This window comes from Pseudohalioglobus lutimaris (genome assembly GCF_002866825.1).
Taxonomy (GTDB): Bacteria; Pseudomonadota; Gammaproteobacteria; order Pseudomonadales; family Halieaceae; genus Halioglobus; species Halioglobus lutimaris.
On the sequence record NZ_PKUS01000022.1, the window covers coordinates 18560 to 37238 of the forward strand.

Annotated in this window: 14 protein-coding genes; 10 read left to right on the forward strand and 4 right to left on the reverse strand. The window is 58.5% G+C overall.

The features are described from left to right. Window positions 1-2 precede the first annotated feature (2 nt). From C0039_RS14665 to C0039_RS14675, 3 genes are read left to right on the forward strand one after another with little or no spacing between them, the layout of a single operon-like run. Entirely contained in the window at window positions 3-1037 is a 1035-nt protein-coding gene (locus C0039_RS14665; protein WP_133126008.1) for a glycosyltransferase family 2 protein, read from the forward strand. 38 nt (window positions 1038-1075) lie between these two features. Continuing rightward, window positions 1076-1717, forward strand: coding sequence for a PaaI family thioesterase (locus C0039_RS14670; protein ID WP_075999041.1), 642 nt, complete (start codon window positions 1076-1078; stop codon window positions 1715-1717). 12 nt (window positions 1718-1729) lie between these two features. Further along, the gene (locus C0039_RS14675) at window positions 1730-2656 is read left to right on the forward strand and encodes a cation diffusion facilitator family transporter (protein WP_157516065.1); all 927 of its coding nucleotides are present in this window, start codon (window positions 1730-1732) and stop codon (window positions 2654-2656) included. A 13-nt stretch (window positions 2657-2669) separates the two neighbouring features. On the opposite strand, the gene C0039_RS14680 is transcribed toward C0039_RS14675, so the two are convergent. Then, entirely contained in the window at window positions 2670-4742 is a 2073-nt protein-coding gene (locus C0039_RS14680; RefSeq protein WP_101518473.1) for a TonB-dependent receptor, read from the reverse strand. A 290-nt stretch (window positions 4743-5032) separates the two neighbouring features. Here C0039_RS14680 and C0039_RS14685 point away from each other — a divergent pair, with 290 nt between their 5' ends. Continuing rightward, window positions 5033-7285, forward strand: a complete 2253-nt coding sequence (locus C0039_RS14685) for a TonB-dependent receptor (protein WP_101518474.1) — start codon at window positions 5033-5035, stop codon at window positions 7283-7285. A 186-nt stretch (window positions 7286-7471) separates the two neighbouring features. Continuing rightward, window positions 7472-8728 (forward strand): acyl-CoA dehydrogenase family protein, encoded by a 1257-nt coding sequence (locus C0039_RS14690; protein WP_101518475.1) that lies wholly within the window; start codon window positions 7472-7474, stop codon window positions 8726-8728. A 67-nt stretch (window positions 8729-8795) separates the two neighbouring features. Here the strand turns inward: C0039_RS14690 and C0039_RS14695 are convergent, their stop codons facing one another. After that, window positions 8796-9941 carry an aromatic ring-hydroxylating oxygenase subunit alpha gene (locus C0039_RS14695; RefSeq protein WP_165787145.1) on the reverse strand — a complete coding sequence of 382 codons (1146 nt, stop codon included), beginning with the start codon at window positions 9939-9941 and terminating at the stop codon, window positions 8796-8798. Between the two features lie 123 nt (window positions 9942-10064). Here C0039_RS14695 and C0039_RS14700 point away from each other — a divergent pair, with 123 nt between their 5' ends. Continuing rightward, the gene (locus tag C0039_RS14700) at window positions 10065-11231 is read left to right on the forward strand and encodes an iron-containing alcohol dehydrogenase (protein ID WP_101518513.1); all 1167 of its coding nucleotides are present in this window, start codon (window positions 10065-10067) and stop codon (window positions 11229-11231) included. Continuing rightward, window positions 11228-11662, forward strand: a complete 435-nt coding sequence (locus tag C0039_RS14705; protein WP_101518477.1) for an acyl-CoA thioesterase — start codon at window positions 11228-11230, stop codon at window positions 11660-11662. Before C0039_RS14700 ends, C0039_RS14705 begins: the two co-directional genes overlap by 4 nt. 4 nt (window positions 11663-11666) lie before the next feature. Here C0039_RS14705 and C0039_RS14710 read toward each other — a convergent pair whose 3' ends face one another. Then, window positions 11667-12503: an acid phosphatase gene (locus C0039_RS14710; RefSeq protein WP_101518478.1), complete on the reverse strand. Its 837-nt coding sequence runs from the start codon at window positions 12501-12503 to the stop codon at window positions 11667-11669. Window positions 12504-12566: 63 nt separating this feature from the next. Next, window positions 12567-13385 (reverse strand): SDR family NAD(P)-dependent oxidoreductase, encoded by an 819-nt coding sequence (locus C0039_RS14715; RefSeq protein WP_101518479.1) that lies wholly within the window; start codon window positions 13383-13385, stop codon window positions 12567-12569. Window positions 13386-13796: 411 nt separating this feature from the next. On the opposite strand from C0039_RS14715, the gene carA reads away from it, so the two are divergent. The 3 genes from carA to greA are packed head-to-tail and all read left to right on the forward strand — an operon-like array spanning window position 13797 to window position 18652. Further along, a complete protein-coding gene (gene carA / locus C0039_RS14720) occupies window positions 13797-14951 on the forward strand; it encodes a glutamine-hydrolyzing carbamoyl-phosphate synthase small subunit (protein WP_101518480.1) in 1155 nt (384 codons plus the stop codon). 6 nt (window positions 14952-14957) lie between these two features. Then, the gene (carB, locus tag C0039_RS14725) at window positions 14958-18179 is read left to right on the forward strand and encodes a carbamoyl-phosphate synthase large subunit (RefSeq protein ID WP_101518481.1); all 3222 of its coding nucleotides are present in this window, start codon (window positions 14958-14960) and stop codon (window positions 18177-18179) included. Continuing rightward, a complete protein-coding gene (gene greA, locus C0039_RS14730; protein ID WP_075999033.1) occupies window positions 18176-18652 on the forward strand; it encodes a transcription elongation factor GreA in 477 nt (158 codons plus the stop codon). The genes carB and greA overlap by 4 nt, the downstream gene beginning before the upstream one ends. Window positions 18653-18679: the final 27 nt, after the last annotated feature.

Below are 18679 nucleotides of genomic sequence, written 5' to 3' on the forward strand. Positions count from 1 at the left end.
TTATGCTGACGCATATCAGAAGAATGATGAGTGCAGGTAACAGTACGCCGCAACCCATGGCTGTTGACGGACCGGCGGTAAGCTTTATTGTCATCCTCTACGATATGCCCAAGCAGGCGGAGAAAACCCTTTATTCGCTGATGCCTGAGTATCAGCAGGGGGTCGATGCGTCAGATTACGAAGTCATCGTCGTAGAGAATGAGTCAGCCAACACGCTGTCGCGCGAGTTCATTGCCAAACTTCCTGCCAACTTCAGTTATCACCTGCGTGCAGAGCGTGAGCCCACACCGGTGCACGCTATCAATCATGGCGCGGGCATCAGCCGGGGGCGCTATCTGTGTGTGATGATAGACGGCGCGCGAATGGTTACGCCCGGTGTAGTGCGTAACATCATCAGGGGGCATCGCCTTCAGGATACCGCGGTGGTTACGGTTCCCGGTTATCATATTGGGGAGCAGTTGCAGCAGGAAGCAGTAGACCAGGGCTATGGCGTGGAACAGGATCAGGCGCTGATCGCGTCCTGTGGTTGGCCGGCTAACGGTTACGGGCTTTTTGATATTGCCTGTTTCAGCGGCTCCTGCGCGGCTGGCTTTTTCCGGGCCAATAGTGAGAGTAATTGTATCAGTATTCCCCGGGCCATCTGGGCGTCTCTAGGGGGGCTGGACACCCGCTTCAATCTTCGTGGCGGCGGTCTGGTCAATCTCGATCTTTATAAGCGAGCCTGTGAATACAATGGGGTCGAGCATGTCGTACTGCTTGGTGAAGGAACGTTTCACCAGTTCCATGGCGGTGTGACCACCGGCGGCGAAGCCCGCGACGTACGTGCCCTGTTGATTGAAGAAATGCAGGAGCAGTATCAGCAAATCCGTGGAGAGCCTTACCAGAGCCCTGAGACCAGGCCCGTCTACCTTGGTGAGTTCCCGCGTCAGGTGCTGCGCTTCGTGCACTCTTCGGCGGAGCCGCTACTGCAGCAGTCGCCGCCGGTTTCGACAGAGCCGCCGGTTCCACTGTTCCCCCAAAAAACCGCTCGTAGCTAGGGTCGCCACGCGGTATTGCTACCAGGGTCGAGAAGACAATGTTCAAGCAGGATACAGAGCGCGGCGAAGAGGCGTTGATTGAGGCGGTCAACCAGGAGGCGGGCAAACTCATCGAACTATTGCGCTGCAGTGATGCCCCTGACTCAGCGCTGGCCGATGCCACCCATCATATCCAGGCTGCCATGGAGATACTGTCTCCTTATTTGCAGCACGGAAAGGAGTGGTCAGCAGTTTCTATTGCCAGCGATACGCCCGGGCCGGGCTGGCTGGAAGAGGATCTTACCCGCTGTATGCCGTTCAGTCCGGTATCCGGGCGACGCAATCCGGTAGCACCGCCCATACGCTTGTGGCGAGACGGCGACGAAGTGCGCGGGGAAACCACGTTTTCACCCACCTATGCCGGTCCACCCAACAGCGTGCATGGCGGTGTTATTGCTGCGGTATTTGACGAATTGCTGGCCATGGCCAATGTGGTCTCCGGCGCAGCCGGGTTTACCGGGACCTTGACGATAAGGTATCACCGCCGCACGCCACTGGACCGGCCGATTGAACTCTGGGCGGTGAACGAGAGGAACACGGGGCGCAAACAGTTGAGCCGCGGCGAAATGCGCGTCGACGGAAAAGTGACTGCCAGTGCCGAGGGCTTGTTCATACTCCCCGCCTCATCGCGGCGCAGCTGATGGTTTTGGCGCATGCGTGAGGATACATCTCCCTCCCGGGTAACGCCGGAAGAAGCCGGTCGTCTGATGCGGATCGCCACCTATGCCTCGGTGTCCGTGGCAACCATACTTATTCTGGTCAAACTGCTGGCCTGGAGCCAGTCGGGAGCGGTCAGTTTGCTCGCTACCCTGGTGGACTCGGTACTGGATGTACTGGCCTCCCTGGTCAATCTTCTTGCGGTACGTCACGCCTTGTCGCCGGCGGATAAGGAGCATCGCTTCGGGCATGGTAAGGCAGAAGCCCTGGCCGGGCTGGGTCAGGCCGCGCTGATCACGGGCTCTGCGCTCTTTCTCATGTCTGAATCCATACAACGCCTGCTGTCTCCGGTGGAGATCCAGGGCCACGTGTACGGTATGGGGGTGATGGTGTTTTCCATTGTCATGACGTTGTTGCTGCTCGCATTTCAGCGTCATGTGATTATGCAGACCGACTCCACGGCTATTCGTGCTGACGCCTTGCACTACCGCACAGATTTGCTGGTTAATGCCAGTGTTCTGCTCGCCCTGGCGTTGTCCCGTTGGGGGTGGCCAGGGTTTGATGCGCTGTTTGCTGCCGCTATCGCTGTGTATATTCTTTATAGCGCATGGGAGATTATTACCCAGGCCTTTGATCATCTTATGGACCGGGAGTTGCCCGATGCGGACCGTGCAGCGATTCAGAAGATCGCGCTGGAACACGCCGAGGTCCTCGGGGTCCACGACCTGCGCACACGGCGCTCGGGAATCGACACATTTATGCAGATGCATATTGAGCTCGATGATGATCTCAGGCTGATGCATGCGCACAGGATTGCCGAGGAAGTGGAGGCCGCTGTGGTCGCGGCCTATCCGGAAGCTGAGGTGATCATTCACCTTGACCCGGTTTCAATCGTGGGCGAGGGGGCTCGCCAGCGGTTCTGAGTTCGCCGCGCGGCTAGAAGTTATAACTCAGCCGCGCAAACACATTCATGCCCGTGCCGTAGAGGCGTTCGCGCAACGCGATGTCCGGGTTTTTCGCCCGGTTGTATCCCGCCAGGTGGTCCTGGTACTCCTTGTCCAGCACGTTGTCCACGCCGGCTGCCAACTGCAGATTGGCGGTGGCCTGCCAGGTCGCACTCAGGTTTAGCAGACCATAACCGGAGGTTTCCTGTTCGCGGTTGGTTGCTGAAACCTGGTTCTGTGCACTGTACAGAACGTTTTCTACACCCACTGACCATGACGCCGTGGTGTAGTCCAGACGAAATGACGCGTTAAGCGGCGCAATTCGATAGAGCTCATCGTCGATATCGTCGCGCTTACCGCGAACATAGTTGACGATACCTGATACTGACCAGTGCTCTCCCAGGCGCCAGGCCCAGTCCATGTCAAAGCCATAGAGCCTGGCATCCACGTTACTGAACTGCAGCGGATCGGGGTTATTCGTACCGTTCACCTGGTTCATCATGCGCACAAACATCACCGCGGGTGTGATATCGCTGGGTGTGCCCTGAATGTAGTCCTGCACGTCGTTATAGAAGAAACGTGGCGACAAGGTCAGGGAGTCGTTGCTGAAGTCCACGCCGACCTCGAACTGGTTTGCGACCTCCACGTCCAGGTCAATATTGCCAGTATAGGTGTTGCCGTCGGCCAACCCCGCAGTTGCTTCCAGAGGCAGCCACAGATAGCGCTCCTGGTAGCTGGGGGAGCGGTTTTTACGCGCAAACCCGAGATACCAACTGGTGGTGGGGGAAGCTTCGTACCAGGTTTTCGCAACCAGATCGACATTGTTGTCTGTCCGGGCGCGATCTGCATTGTTAAAGTTGTCGCGTAGCACCTGGGCTGGCGGCATCATCATTGCCGGGGTGCCGTTCACTTCATCCGCGTCAGTCTGTACCTGGTTGTAACGCAGGCCGAATTCGCCGCGCCAGTGGTCGTTGATGTCATGCTGGCGCTCGAGAAAAACGCCCAGCACCTCGCGTTCAGCATCGTTGAAATTATCGACGAAGAACATCGGGCTGTTGGGGTTATCGATATCCGAGTTGTGGGTCGATTGGATGCCGTCGAAGCCAAATACCCAACTGCCCTGGTTATCAAAGAGCTCGCTATGCAGGCGAAAGCCAACGTTGTCGCTGTCGGCGATATTACGGCGCCAGCGCGCGCCGGATTCCGGGGCAGCGCGCATCAGGTAGTTGGTCATGCCATGGTCGAGTTCGCTGGCGAAAACTGCCGCGGTAATCTCAAGTTCTCCCGCGAGTTCGAAGCGATAGGTGAGGTCGTATAGGTCGCCGTCGAAATAGTCTATATCCATAGGCAGGGCGGGAGTGCCCGACTCACCGGTATCGTTATAACCATACCCAAGCTGCAAGCTATGATTGCCCGTCCTGAAGCCGTAGCCCAGGTCATAGCGCTGTCGCTGGTATTCGGTGGGCAACAGGTCGCCCCCGGGGAACTTTGCGTCGTCGCCCTGTTCGATAACGCCCGCCAGTTTTAGTCTGTGGGTGTTATTGGTGGCGAACAGTGCGCCGCTAAGTTGTTGGCCGTTGTTTACTGACTGCGCACTGCCTATCAGCCGGCCGCTAAGCGTAAAGTCCTTGCCCGTGGTGAACTCTCCCTTATTGGTGCGTGCATCAATGGCGCCACCAATGGACTCCTGGGCAACGCTCACCGGGGCGATGCCGCGGTAGACTTCCAGTGATTGCAGGTGTCCGTTGCGGGCATAAGACAGAGGCGGGTCCATCCAGTTTGGTCCGGCAGGGGCCAACTGTGTGCCGTCCAGGGATGTGGCGATCCGCGGTCCATACATACCGCGGTACTGCGGTATCCCGGTGATCGGCCCATTGGCGTTTACGTTGGCGCCTGGCGCCTTTTTCAGCAACTGGGCGACATCTGGCGATATGACCAGTTCGTCGGTGATGTCGATGGTCCTGGTTTCGTGGCTGGCGGTAACCACCAGTTCTTCGATGTGGTCCGCCTGGGAGTGAAGGGAAACAAGGGCGGCGGCGAGGCCCAGATAGAGATTGCTGCGCATTGTGGCGGCTCCGGTTTAATCCTGTCGTTTTGCCGGGCGCATTGTATAGAAGGGAGTGAGTGCTGGCGTGGGACAAGATGTCGCACCCCGGCGGTCGCAGCGCGGTATAAATATGCTGACCAGCGCGCCTGCCGGTATTCCTGATTTGCCAACCTGTTGTTTTTATAGGGGAAAGTAAACCCATCGTGCTTGTGATTAATTCACACCCGCAAGGATGAGGGATTTCGTATAGTTGGCGACAGGGATCACCCGCAAGAAATAACTATTCTGATAACGTACGGAGAAACATCATGCCTTGTTACCGCGCTCGCAAACTAATGCCCACCGCAGTGTTACTTGCGTCCAGCATCCTGGCCGGCAATGCCATGGCCCAACTGGAAGAAGTGGTTGTAACCGCGCAGAAGCGCGAACAATCCCTTCAGGATACGCCCATTGCTGTCACTGCTTTCGACAAATCAGCAATCGACACCCAGGGTATATTCAATGTGAAGGACCTCGCACAATTTGTCCCCAATACGTTGATTGTCGAGTCTCCCGGTGGCACCACGGGCGCTACCGTTGCCATTCGTGGCGCGGTCACCATCAACCCGGCAATTACCTGGGAGCCGACTGTAGGCCTGTACCTTGACGGAGTCTTCCTGGGAAAGAACCTGGGGGGAATTTTTGATATCGCCGAGCTGGAGCGGGTGGAGGTACTGCGGGGGCCGCAGGGCACGCTCTACGGTAAAAACACGGTTGGCGGCGCAATAAACCTGATTACCCGGCAGCCAGGCGAGGAGTTTGGCGGTCAGGCCGATGTCTCTGTGGGTAACGAGGGTTATCAGCGAGCCAAACTGCGTATCGATACCGGCGCCCTGGGCAATTTCCGTGCCTCGATAGCTTACGCCATGGCAGAGCGCGACGGCTTCTACGACAATGTGGATGCGGATCCCAGCGGGGGCTTCAACCCATTTGTTATGCCTCGCTCAAGCGATGAATTCAGCAACCTCGATAGCGAAACCTGGCGCGTCGACGCCATCTGGGATGTAACAGACAGCTTCCGCGCACGCTATGCCTACGATTCCAGTGAGAGCGATCAGGAGCCCTCCAAGGCTCAGTTGACCGATGTCAACGCGGAGCTCTTCGCCGCGCAACTGGGGCCAGAGCTGGCATTCCTCGCTGACCTGATGAGCCCCTACGTGGTTTCTGAAGACAAGAACGCCAGCAAAATCAGCAATGATTCATCACAGTACGAAATATCAGATACGCAGGGGCACGCGCTGACCCTGGACTGGGATGCAGGCAGCTGGGGCTTCATGGGCGACGTGGCCCTGAAGTCCATCACATCCTATCGTGAGCTGGACTGGGATGATTACATCGACATTGATGGTACCAACATGGACCTGTTCCACTCCTCCAGGGATGTTGAGTACGAGCAGACCAGCCAGGAACTGCAACTGGTGGGCACAACCGATACCCTGAACTACGTGCTGGGTGCCTACTACTTCAGCGAAGAAGCTGACGTGATCAACCCGATCACGTTCTTTGGCCTGTTCGGTGCACCGGATGACGTCAACCGCTATGGCCTGGACAACGAATCCATCGCTTTATACGGACAGGCGGACTGGACACCGGAGTCCGTGCAACAGCTGACTCTGTCCTTTGGCCTGCGTTACACCCAGGAAGACCGGGAGCAGTATATAGACAGGCCCGATACCTCCATGGGTGGCGCGAATGCATTTGCCGGCGAAGATGACGACAGCTGGGATAATACCTCCGGGGCCTTTACCGCCGCCTGGGACTTGACCGATGACATTAATATTTACGGCCGCGTAGCCCAGGGCTGGAAGTCAGGCGGTTTCAATGGCGAGGCTCCCAACCTGGAGGCATTTCGCGATAGCTACGACGAGGAGCAGGTCCTGTCCTACGAGATTGGCCTGAAGTCACGTCTTGCGGATGACCGCATCCAGCTCAACGTTGCCGCATTCCAGAATAATATCGAGGACATGCAGGTTTCCGTGTTCCTTGAGGGTTCAGGCGGTGCTGCTTCCAACGTAGAGAACGCGGGTGAGGCAACTTACCAGGGCCTTGAAGTGGAGTTTATCTGGCAGGTGGTGGATGCCCTTCGCCTGTCGGCGAACTACGGCTATCTGGACGCCGAATACGACGAGTTCACGGAGCTTGGCCAGGACGTGCGGGACTCGAAAGACTTGCCTTTCGCGCCAGAGAACAACTACAGCCTGGCGCTGGACTGGAACGTGTATTCCGGAGACTGGGGTAACCTCGGCCTCCATGTGGACTACAACTTCAACGATGATTACGTGCCCTATATCGAGAAGTCACAGAATGCCACCAGCCAGATCGACAGCTATGAGATTGTCAACGCAAGCCTGATTCTGAGTGATGTTGAGATCGGTGCCGACATGACCATGCAGTTCGGTCTATGGGGCAAGAACATCACCGACGAGGAGTATCGCCAACACACGATTCCCTTTGGTTTCTGGACGGCTTCCTATTTTGGCAACCCGGCCACTTACGGCTTTGACGTTCGCCTGAACTTCTAGGTCCTGACAGTCGTTAGGCAAAAGCCCCGCAGCGCGGGGCTTTTTTTTGTCCTTAAAAAGCGGAGGTTGAGTTTGCCGGGCATCGCCCTGTGGTAGATACCACCCGCGCTGTCGCCCGCGCGACACACTGGTGCTTGTTCGCCTGCTAGAATGCAGGTTGATGTGTAACGCAATAAGGAAAAGATGATGGATCTGGGTATCAGCGAACGGTTGGCGCCACTACTTGCCGAAGTAAAACGCTTTGTGGCGGAAGAAGTGCTGCCGGTAGAAGGAGAGTATCTGGCCGAGGTGGGTAACGGCGACCGCTGGCAGTTTACGCCGAGGCAGAGTGAGATCATGGCCGCTCTCAAGGAGGAGGCACGGTCTCGCGGATTGTGGAATTTCTTCCTCACCGACGGTGAGGCTGGCTCCGGATTGAACACCGTTGAATATGCATACCTCGCCGAAGAGATGGGCAAGTCGCATATCGCCGCCGAGGCGTTCAACTGCTCTGCACCGGACACTGGCAACATGGAGGTGCTACACAAATACGGCAGCCCTGCACAGCAAGAACAGTGGCTGAAACCGTTGCTGAATGGCGAAATTCGTTCCGCCTACGCGATGACCGAGCCCGGCGTGGCCTCGTCTGATGCCACTAATATTTGCACATCTGCCGTTCTGGATGGCGATGAATGGGTTATCAATGGTGAAAAGCACTACGTCTCCGGTGCCGGCGACCCACGCTGTAAAATCATGATCGTCATGGTTAAAACGGATCCGGATGCGGCAAAGCATGTGCAGCAGTCACAGATTCTGGTGCCCACAGACACCCCGGGGTTCACCAATGTCAGGCCGATGAATGTTTTCTCCATGGACGACGCGCCCCACGGACATATGCACCAGAAGTTCGAAAATGTGCGCGTACCCAAAGACAATATTATCCTCGGGCCGGGTCGTGGCTTTGAAATTTCACAGGGCCGTCTCGGCCCGGGGCGCATCCATCACTGCATGCGCGCGATTGGCGCCGCGGAAAAAGCACTGCAGCTGATGTGCGAGCGGTCTGTTTCACGCACGGCTTTTGGCAAGCAGCTGGCCCGCCTCGGCGGCAATGTGGATATTATTGCCAATGCGCGTATGGACATAGAGCAGGCGAGGCTGCTCACGCTGAAAACCGCGTGGATGATGGACAACGTGGATGCGAAGGAAGCGCGGGTGTGGATCTCCATGATCAAGACCGCTGTGCCCAATGTCTCTATTCGCATCGTCGATCAGGCTATTCAGATGTTCGGTGCGCTGGGCGTCTCCCAGGATACGCCACTGGCAACCATGTACATGGCGCAACGTACGCTGCGCCTCGCGGACGGCCCGGACGAGGTGCATCGTATGGTGGTAGGGCGCAACGAATTGAAACCGTATATGGCCAGTGCGATGGACAGCGTCAATGCCACTTTCCGCGATGGTTGAAAGCTGACTGGTGGTCAGGGCAGGGCGGCCGGCCGCGGGCCGCTGCCTTGCCCCTGAACCCAGGTCGCTAGGCCAGTTCCCTGGCGATCAGGTTATGGAAGCGCACCGCAGCTTCTTCCAGTCCCCCGAAGATCAAGGCGTCATTGGCGCCTGATCGCAGCCCTTGCTGCGTGCCGGCGGCGGCAAAAATGTCCTCTGCCGCAAACACCCCCTCATCAATCAGCTGGAACGAGCGCAGGAAGTGATCGCGCTGCGCCTCGTCGGCCGGCACGTCTGGCGTGAGCATGGTATGCACGAACACGGTGCTATCTGCGGACTGGGGGAATAGCGCAATGATGCTGATGTATTCAGGGTGGAAGATCAGCACGGAGTTCGGGAAAGTGGTGTAGGAGAAGGTGGCGTAGCGGCGCAGGTCCCCCAACTGCTCCGCAGGCAGGTCCACGGCCTCCTCGATCTCGTTGCGTGCCACCGCATTGCGCAGGTGGTCGCCGATAAAGTTCGACTCCGCCAGTGCATCGGGGAAAAAAGGGCCCACGGTATGTTTGTGCAGGCGAGCGACGTGGTAGCCGTCGAGAAAGGCATCCTGAATCAGCTTCCAGTTGGCGTCCACGTTGCGCACACTTTGCTGGCAGTAGCTGAACGCGCCCAGCTGAAAGAAATCCAGGTCTTCGCCCAACCCCGCCAGGTGTGTGTCGATATCCATTGTTTTGCCGGGGGTGGGCTGTACCCATACCAGGCCATTGCGCACGGCGGTGGGTAGCGTAACCAGGCCGAGTTGTTTCTTGTCCAGATCCGCAAAGCTTTCTTGTCTGGGGATGTTTCGCAGCGCACCATCCAGACCGTAAGTCCATTGATGGTAGGGGCAGACCAGTGACCGCAGGCAGGCCTGGCCCTGCTCCGGCACCAGGCGCATTCCCCGGTGGCGGCAGACGTTGATAAAGGTGTTGATAGCGCCTTGCTTGTCGCGAACCGTAATCATGGGGATGCCGAGCCAGTCCTGCACAATGGCGTCGCCCTGCTGCGCCAGCTGTGTTTCGTGGCACAATACCAGGGGACGCTGTAGAAACAGCGTTTGCAGTTCACGCTGGAAGTGCTGCGGGTCAGTGTAATGGCTGACCGGTACGCGCTCAGTCATGGCGGCGGGGCCACTGGCGCGTCCTGCAAAGCGCTGCGCTAACTGCTGTACCATCTGCCGGGGATGCGAAGAATTCATGATGATTTCATACGTCCGTAACCGCACTTGAGCATAGCAGGGCGGTGGCTCAGGTAAAACAGTTGCGGCGTTTGCGGGCATGCATTAGCTTCGCAGCTGGCATTGAACCTAATGGAGAACGCGATGCAGGGTTTCGAATTCAGTACTGTTGGCAGGATTGTCAGCGGATTCGGCAGCGCACTTGAGCTGTCGGAGGAGTGTCGCCGTTTGGGCGTGCGTTCCCCCCTGTTGGTGACCGATCCCGGGCTGGTGAGCATAGGCCTGGTGCAGCCGGTTATTGAGGCCCTTGCTGCGGCGGGTACGCACGTCACCCTGTTTGACGCGGTGCGCGAGGACCCTCCGGAAGCAACCGTACTGGCAGCGGCGGAGCTGGGCCGTGTGCAGGGTGTAGACGGGGTGATCGCCGTCGGCGGTGGCAGCTCACTGGATGTCGCCAAGGTTGTCAGTGTGCTGCTGGGTGGCAACCAGCCACTTGCTGAGCTCTATGGGGTGGATCAGGTGTCCGGCCCGCGTCTGCCGCTGGTGTTGGTGCCGACGACGGCCGGCACCGGTTCCGAGGCCACGCCGGTGGCGGTGGTGACCACGGGAGAGACGACCAAGGCCGGTGTGTCGTCGTCTGTGCTGTTGCCCGATGTCGCAGTACTGGATGCAGGCCTCACCCTGGGGCTGCCGCCTGCAATCACGGCCATGACCGGGGTGGATGCGATGGTGCATGCGATCGAGGCGTATACATCACGGCATCGCAAGAACCCGCTCTCCGACAATCTGGCCAGGCAGGCACTGTCACTGCTGGCGGCCAATATTCGCAGCGCGGTGTCTGACGGCAACAACCGCGAGGCAAGGGAAAACATGTTGCTGGGTGCGTGTCTTGCCGGACAGGCTTTCGCCAATGCGCCGGTCGCGGCAGTGCATGCGCTGGCCTACCCATTGGGCGGCCACTATCACATTCCTCATGGTCTGAGTAATTCGCTGGTTCTGCCTTCGGTGCTCAGTTTTAATGCAGACAGCGCGGCACCGCTCTACGCGGAACTGGCAGAGCTGGTAGTGGGACGGCCCGTGCCCGGCAGTGAGGAAGCGGCCACTGCGGCTTTGATCGCGGCGCTCATTGAGCTCATTGACGAGCTGGGCCTGCCGTCCACGTTGAGTGAGGCCGGTGTCGCAGAGCGTGATCTTGAGATGCTTGCGCAGGACGCCATGTTGCAGCAGCGCCTGTTGGTCAACAACCCCAGGGACGTAGCCTACGAGGACGCACTGGGTATTTATCGCAGCGCATATGGAGAAGTCCGATGAGCAAGCCAAAGCGACCCCTGCGCAGTGACTACAAGGTGTTCTACCCGATCGACACACGTTGGTCTGATAACGATATTTACGGGCACGTCAATAACGTCACGTATTATGCTTATTTCGACAGTGCGGCAAATCGCTACCTGATCGAGGAGGGCGGGCTGGACATCAACGACGGCAGTGTCGTCGGCTATGTGGTCAGCTCAGGTTGTGACTACCATGCGCCAGTGGCCTATCCAGAAGGGTTGGAGGCGGGTCTCAGGGTCGATCGTCTGGGCGGCAGTTCTGTGCAGTACGGTATCGCTATTTTCAGGCGCGGAGAAGAAGAAGCCGCCGCTCACGGCCATTTCGTCCATGTTTTTGTTGAGCGGGCAGCGAACCGGTCAGTAGCGGTACCGACCGGCCTGCGCGCGGCCCTGGAAAAAATTCTGGCCTAGGGACCTACTTTCCCAGGGTGGTGATTGACAAGGCCTTTGCTTCCTCTTCGCAATCGCGACTGGGTGACAGGGCGGCCATGTCCAGGCCGGCGAGCTCCTTCCGGGTTGCCTCCATGGCAGCGAGAAAGTCCTCATTGTTGTGCAATTGTGAGTAGGCGGACGCCGCGACCATGCGGCCGGCCACAACGTCACTGTGCCAGTGTACGTTGCAAACATTGCGGCTCTCGCCGAAGGCGCGGCCCCGGGCAAGAATGGCCTCGGCTTTCTCGGGCATCAGTTCTGCCAGGATAAGCGCCCAACCCCAGCCGATAGACGTGTGGCCGGAGGGATAAGAACCGTCTTTGCGCAGCATACCTTCTTCTTCAGGCGTGCAGGTGGGCTCACCGTTGACCATAAAGGGACGGACTCGCTGGTAGGCATTCTTGGCGGAATATGAGGCCAGGCCGACGTCGGCAAGAGTGCGCCGCATAAGCATGTAGAGCTGCGGCGTTGTCGCTTCGCTGATGGGGATGCCGGTGGCGCACGTAAACGCGTCCTGGGCACCCGGGAAGGCGAGGTGGGCGTCCTTGGTTGCCAGGTCCCAGCGGGCTGTGCCCCTGAGCGCAATGGCTCGGCGAGCGACTTCGTCATCCAGGGCCTGGCGCGGAGAGCCGGCCTCCGGAGCAGGGGGCACGATCTCCACGGTGCGCAGTGGATCTTTCATCGGCAGATAGCCCTGAAGGATGCCGGGGCGAACCTCCGGTACGTCTTCAAATGTCGCCTGCTTCCCCGAACTGGCGCAACCTGCAACCAGTATAGAGGCCGCAAGGGCGATGAAAGTGATCTGTAAAGCGTGTGGCATAGTGCTGTTCTCCGAAGGGGGTTCGATCTTATTGAATTAATCCACTTGGTGGCGGCAGCGGCTCTAGTCCGGACTGCCCTGGTCGATAATGGCATCCAGGCGCAATATCTCAGGATAACGCACCGGGAACAAGCGCGAAAGAAACGCGACGAACCTGGCATCACCTCCTATCAGCAGCCTGGGCTTGCGTTTTTCTATTGCGCGCACGATCTGTGCGGCGGCTGACTCCGCGGTGGTGCGGGCGAACTTCTGAAAGAGGGCATCGCGGTCATCCGGGCTGCTGTCGCCGCCACGTGAGTTGCGGGCGATATTGGTGGCGATTCCGCCCGGATGTACACAACAGACGTGAACGTTGCTGCCTTTCATTTCCTGGCGCAGGGATTCGGTAAACCCGCGCACGGCGAACTTGGCGGCGTTATACGCGGACTGGCTGGGCACGGCGATAATGCCAAAGAGTGAAGAGACGTTGATCAGGTGCCCTTGCTCGGATTTCTTCAGCAGGGGTAGAAAAGCCATGCTCCCCTGGATCACCCCCCAGAAATTGATACCCATCAGCCAGTCCAGGTTTTCGTAGCTCATCTCCTCTACGCGGTCGCCCAGACCCACTCCGGCATTATTTACCACAATGTCTACCTGGCCGCGGGCTGCATCAATGCGACCGGCCCAGTCATGCATGGCCTGGCGGTCCGCGACATCCAGCTTCTGTACGGAGCAGGGCACGTCACTGCGTGTCAGCTGATCTGCGGTCTCTTGCAATGCGGTTTCATTGATATCACAGAGGAAAAGCTCGCAGCCCTCCCTGTTGAGTTGCAGGGCCAGTGCCCTGCCAATCCCCGAGCCGGCGCCGGTAATCACTGCACATCTGCCGCTGGTATAGGCCATGCTTTGTCCTTATTGGTCCTGTTGAGGTGCATCGTCGCTGCCTTGCGATGGCCTGTATGGTAATGCGCGAAGGGAGACTTTTCACGACTTTTGCGCGCCAGGTGAGAGAAACGACGGCTTCGCTACACTGCCTGGCGCACGGAGCCGGTCCGGAAGTGGTGCCGGCGTCCTCAACTGCGGCCAGTCCGCTTATCGAACTGCAAACTAACTGGACAGGAATTGCCCATTCACCTAAAATCACCCGCTAGATTTCACCTGCCCGTACTGCGCAACGGGCACCGTGTATCCCAGTGAAAACCAGAGTTGATTAATGCGACAAGGCGAGATGTGGTTACCCATCTCGCCTTTTTGCGAGCGCCCGAATCGGGCCCATAAAACAGTTGTTTGCGCGACTTTGACGGAGGGTTTTGCTTGTCCAGTCCTGCCATATTGGTTCTTGAAGATGGTAGCGTTTTCAAGGGCTTAGCGATCGGAGCCAGCGGAACGTCCGTTGGGGAGGTGGTGTTTAACACGGCCATGAGTGGTTACCAGGAAATTCTTACCGACCCCTCCTATGCACGCCAGATTGTCACCCTGACCTACCCGCATATCGGTAATACAGGTACCAATGCCGAGGACGAAGAGTCCAGAGGGATATGGGCCGCCGGTCTGGTTATCCGTGATTTACCCCTGATGGCCAGCAATTACCGCAACACCCAGGGCCTGTCGGAGTATCTTTGCAGTCACAATATTATCGGCATTGCTGACATTGATACCCGCCGCCTTACCCGCATCCTGCGTGAAAAGGGCGCCCAGAGCGGTTGCCTGATGGCCGGCGAAGAGCTCGATGAAGGCAAGGCTCTGGAGCTGGCAAAAGGTTGCGGGGGCTTGAAGGGCATGGACCTGGCCCGGGAAGTCTCGGCCGCCGAGGCCTACAGCTGGACTGAAGGAAGCTGGGAATGGGATAAGGGGCACGCCCAGCGCCCCGCAGAGGAGCTTGGCTGGCACGTCGTCGCCTACGACTATGGCGTAAAGCGCAACATTCTGCGCATGCTCGTGGACCGTGGCTGTCGCCTGACCGTTGTGCCAGCGCAGACGCCAGCGGCAGAGGTGCTGGCCATGAATCCGGATGGTATTTTCCTCTCTAATGGCCCCGGTGACCCTGAGCCTTGCACCTACGCCGTTGAAGCCATTCGCGAGATACTCGACACTGAGATTCCGGTTTTCGGTATCTGCCTTGGTCACCAGCTGCTGGCCCTTGCCTCTGGCGCCAGCACCATGAAGATGAAGTTCGGCCATCACGGCGCCAATCATCCCGTACAGAACCTCGACGATGGCACGGTGCTGATCACCAGCCAGAATCACGGCTTTGCCGCAGATGAAGCGAGCCTGCCGGACACGCTGCGGGTTACACACAAGTCACTGTTCGACGGCAGCCTTCAGGGCATTCATCGCACAGACAAGCCTGCCTTCAGCTTCCAGGGTCATCCGGAAGCCAGCCCCGGCCCCCATGACGCCGCGCCACTGTTTGATCATTTCATCGAGTTGATCGAAGCCCGCCGAAATGCAGCAGCAACAGGAAAGTAGAACGCCATGCCCAAGAGAACCGACATTCAAAGCATCCTGATTATCGGCGCCGGCCCCATTGTCATCGGCCAGGCCTGTGAATTCGATTATTCCGGAGCCCAGGCCTGCAAGGCACTGCGTGAAGAGGGTTATCGGGTCATCCTGGTGAACTCCAACCCGGCGACCATCATGACTGATCCATCGATGGCAGATGCGACGTACATCGAGCCGATAGAGTGGCGCACCGTGGCCCGCATCATCGCCGATGAGAGGCCCGATGCCCTGTTGCCCACTATGGGTGGCCAGACAGCCCTGAACTGTGCACTGGACCTCGCCCGGGAAGGCGTACTGGAAGAGTACGGTGTGGAGATGATCGGCGCGACCAAGGAGGCCATCGACAAGGCAGAGGACCGCCAGCTATTCGACGAGGCGATGAAGCGGATAGGCCTTGAGACGCCAAGGGCCTCCACTGCCCACAGCATGGAAGAGGCTTTTCAGGTGCTGGACAGCATCGGCTTTCCCTGCATTATCCGGCCTTCCTTTACCATGGGGGGCTCCGGTGGCGGTATCGCCTACAACCGCAAGGAATTCGAGGAGATCTGCACGCGCGGCCTGGATCTGTCGCCCACCAACGAACTGCTGATCGACGAGTCGCTGATAGGCTGGAAGGAATTTGAAATGGAAGTCGTTCGTGACAAGAACGACAACTGCATCATTGTCTGCGCCATTGAGAACTTCGACGCCATGGGCGTGCATACGGGTGATTCCATCACTGTTGCGCCGGCGCAAACGTTGACTGACAAAGAATACCAGATCATGCGCAATGCCTCGCTGGCCGTGTTGCGCGAGATCGGCGTAGAGACTGGCGGTTCTAACGTGCAGTTCGGTCAGGACCCTGAAACGGGCCGCATGGTCATCATTGAGATGAACCCGCGTGTATCGCGCTCATCTGCCCTGGCTTCCAAGGCAACCGGTTTTCCTATCGCCAAAGTGGCCGCGAAACTGGCGATCGGTTATACGCTGGACGAGCTGCAGAACGACATTACCGGCGGTGCCACACCGGCTTCTTTTGAGCCCTCTATCGACTACGTGGTGACCAAGATCCCGCGTTTCGCCTTTGAAAAATTCAGCGGCGCCGATGCGCGACTGACCACGCAGATGAAGTCGGTGGGGGAAGTGATGGCTATCGGTCGCACGTTCCAGGAGTCAGTGCAGAAAGCCCTGCGCGGCCTGGAAGTGGGCTCAGCGGGTTTCGAGCACAAGATTGACGTTGACGACCCCGACCTGCGTGATGAGCTGATCTCTGAACTGGTCAACCCGGGTGCCGACCGCATCTGGTATATCGCCGATGCCTTCCGCGCTGGCATGAGCATCGACGAAGTGCACAAACTGTCCGGTGTCGATCCGTGGTTCCTGGTGCAAATCGAGGACATCGTCAACACCGAGAACAGCCTGAAAACCGTTGAACTGGCAGATATCGACGCGGACATGATGTTCCGCCTCAAGCGCAAGGGCTTTGCTGATGAGCGCCTTGGCGTTTTACTCGCCAGTTCTGAAGATGCGGTGCGCGCCCATCGCCATGCCCTGGGTATTCGACCGGTATACAAGCGTGTTGACACCTGTGCTGCCGAATTTGCATCTGCCACAGCCTATATGTACTCGACCTATGAAGAGGAGTGCGAGGCGGCGCCCTCAGACCGGGACAAGATACTGGTGCTGGGGGGCGGTCCAAACCGCATCGGCCAGGGGATTGAGTTCGATTACTGCTGCGTGCATGCCGTGCTGGCCATGCGCGAAGACGGTTACGAGACCATTATGGTGAACTGTAACCCGGAGACGGTCTCTACCGATTACGATACCTCTGACCGGCTGTATTTCGAGCCAGTAACCCTTGAGGATGTGCTGGCTATTGTCGAGCTGGAACAGCCCAAGGGAGTCATCGTGCAGTTCGGTGGGCAGACCCCGCTAAAGTTGGCCCGGGCCCTGGAGGCTGCCGGTGTGCCCATTATCGGCACCACTCCGGACGCTATCGATCGCGCAGAGGATCGCGAACGCTTCCAGCAGATGATTGAAAAACTTGGCCTGAAGCAGCCTGCCAATACCACCGTGCGCAGTACGGGTGAGGCCATCGAGGCGGCGGCAAAGATCGGGTATCCGCTGGTGGTGCGCCCGTCATACGTGCTGGGTGGCCGGGCCATGGAGATTGTGTATCGGGAAGAGGACCTGTTGCGTTACATGACCCACGCGGTACAGGCCTCCGACGACGCCCCGGTGTTGCTGGACAGCTTCCTCTCAGCCGCGGTAGAGGTCGATATCGATGCGGTGTCAGACGGTGAGCAAGTGGTCATCGGGGCTATCATGCAGCATATCGAACAGGCCGGGGTGCACTCCGGTGATTCGGCCTGCTCCCTGCCACCTTATAGCCTCGACCCCGCCGTCCAGGACCAGATGCGGGAGGAGGTCAGGCAAATGGCGCTGGAACTTGGCGTACGCGGCCTGATGAACGTGCAGTTGGCCTGGCAGGATAACGAGATCTACGTTATCGAGGTGAACCCGCGTGCCTCGCGCACAGTGCCTTTTGTTTCCAAGTGTATCGGGCGTTCCCTGGCTAAAGTTGCCGCCCGCTGTATGGCCGGGCAGAGCCTGGCATCCCAGGGCTATACCAGGGAAATTGTGCCGCCTTACTATAGTGTGAAGGAGGCCGTTCTGCCCTTTAACAAGTTTCCCGGCGTTGACCCGATTCTCGGCCCCGAAATGCGCTCCACCGGAGAGGTTATGGGTGTCGGAGACAGCTTCGCCACCGCCTTTGCCAAGGCACTGTTAGGCGGTGGCTCAGCTCCCCCTTCCTCGGGCACGGTGCTGATGAGTGTGCGTGACGTTGATAAGCCCGGTGCGGTCAAGGTGGCGAAGGACCTGGTCGCTCTGGGCTTTAAGCTGGCGGCGACCGGCGGCACGGCCACGGCTCTGGAAGCAGCGGGCCTTGAGGTGCGCAGGGTGAACAAGGTTCTGGAGGGCAGGCCGCATATCGTCGACATGATCAAAAACGACGAAGCCGATATTATTATCAATACCACAGAGGGGCGCAGGGCCATCGAGGACTCTGCGCCAATCCGGGCCAGCGCCGAGGCGCACCGGGCGTTCTATACCACCACGCTGGCGGCAGCGGAGGCGATCACCATGTCGCTGCAGCAGGAAGGCGATAAAAAAGTACGCAGATTGCAGGATCTGCACGGGAGCATAAGTGCATGAACAAGGTTCCGATGACAGTGGCGGGGGAAGCGGCCCTGCGTGAAGAACTGGAGCAACTCAAAAAAGTTGACCGCCCGCGCATCAGCGCAGCCATTGCCGACGCGCGCGAACACGGCGACCTCAAAGAGAACGCGGAATATCATGCGGCTCGTGAGCAACAGAGTTTTGCCGAGGGCCGGATCATGGAGATCGAAGGCAAGCTCGCCGGTGCCCAGGTTATAGACGTGACCCAGATTACCAAAACCGGCAAGGTGATTTTCGGCACCACTGTTGATCTGGTCAATATCGACAACGACGAAACCGTGACCTATCGCATCGTCGGTGAAGACGAGGCCGACGTGAAAAACAACCTGATCTCTGTGGGTTCACCTATCGCCAGGGCGCTGATTGGCAAGGAAGAAGGGGATGTGGTGGTTGTGAGAGCACCGGGCGGTGAAATCGAATACGAAATTGACCAGGTACACCATATCTGAAGCTTGTCTCTCGTCGCCGCCGCAGGC

Coding starts and splice junctions, on each gene's coding strand:
- C0039_RS14685 (WP_101518474.1), top strand. CDS start 5,033: ATGCCTTGTTACCGCGCTCGCAAACTAATGCCCACCGCAGTGTTACTT.
- C0039_RS14700 (WP_101518513.1), top strand. CDS start 10,065: ATGCAGGGTTTCGAATTCAGTACTGTTGGCAGGATTGTCAGCGGATTC.
- greA (WP_075999033.1), top strand. CDS start 18,176: ATGAACAAGGTTCCGATGACAGTGGCGGGGGAAGCGGCCCTGCGTGAA.
- C0039_RS14690 (WP_101518475.1), top strand. CDS start 7,472: ATGGATCTGGGTATCAGCGAACGGTTGGCGCCACTACTTGCCGAAGTA.
- C0039_RS14675 (WP_157516065.1), top strand. CDS start 1,730: ATGCGTGAGGATACATCTCCCTCCCGGGTAACGCCGGAAGAAGCCGGT.
- C0039_RS14710 (WP_101518478.1), bottom strand. CDS start 12,503: ATGCCACACGCTTTACAGATCACTTTCATCGCCCTTGCGGCCTCTATA.
- C0039_RS14665 (WP_133126008.1), top strand. CDS start 3: ATGCTGACGCATATCAGAAGAATGATGAGTGCAGGTAACAGTACGCCG.
- C0039_RS14670 (WP_075999041.1), top strand. CDS start 1,076: ATGTTCAAGCAGGATACAGAGCGCGGCGAAGAGGCGTTGATTGAGGCG.
- C0039_RS14695 (WP_165787145.1), bottom strand. CDS start 9,941: ATGAATTCTTCGCATCCCCGGCAGATGGTACAGCAGTTAGCGCAGCGC.
- C0039_RS14680 (WP_101518473.1), bottom strand. CDS start 4,742: ATGCGCAGCAATCTCTATCTGGGCCTCGCCGCCGCCCTTGTTTCCCTT.
- C0039_RS14705 (WP_101518477.1), top strand. CDS start 11,228: ATGAGCAAGCCAAAGCGACCCCTGCGCAGTGACTACAAGGTGTTCTAC.
- C0039_RS14715 (WP_101518479.1), bottom strand. CDS start 13,385: ATGGCCTATACCAGCGGCAGATGTGCAGTGATTACCGGCGCCGGCTCG.
- carB (WP_101518481.1), top strand. CDS start 14,958: ATGCCCAAGAGAACCGACATTCAAAGCATCCTGATTATCGGCGCCGGC.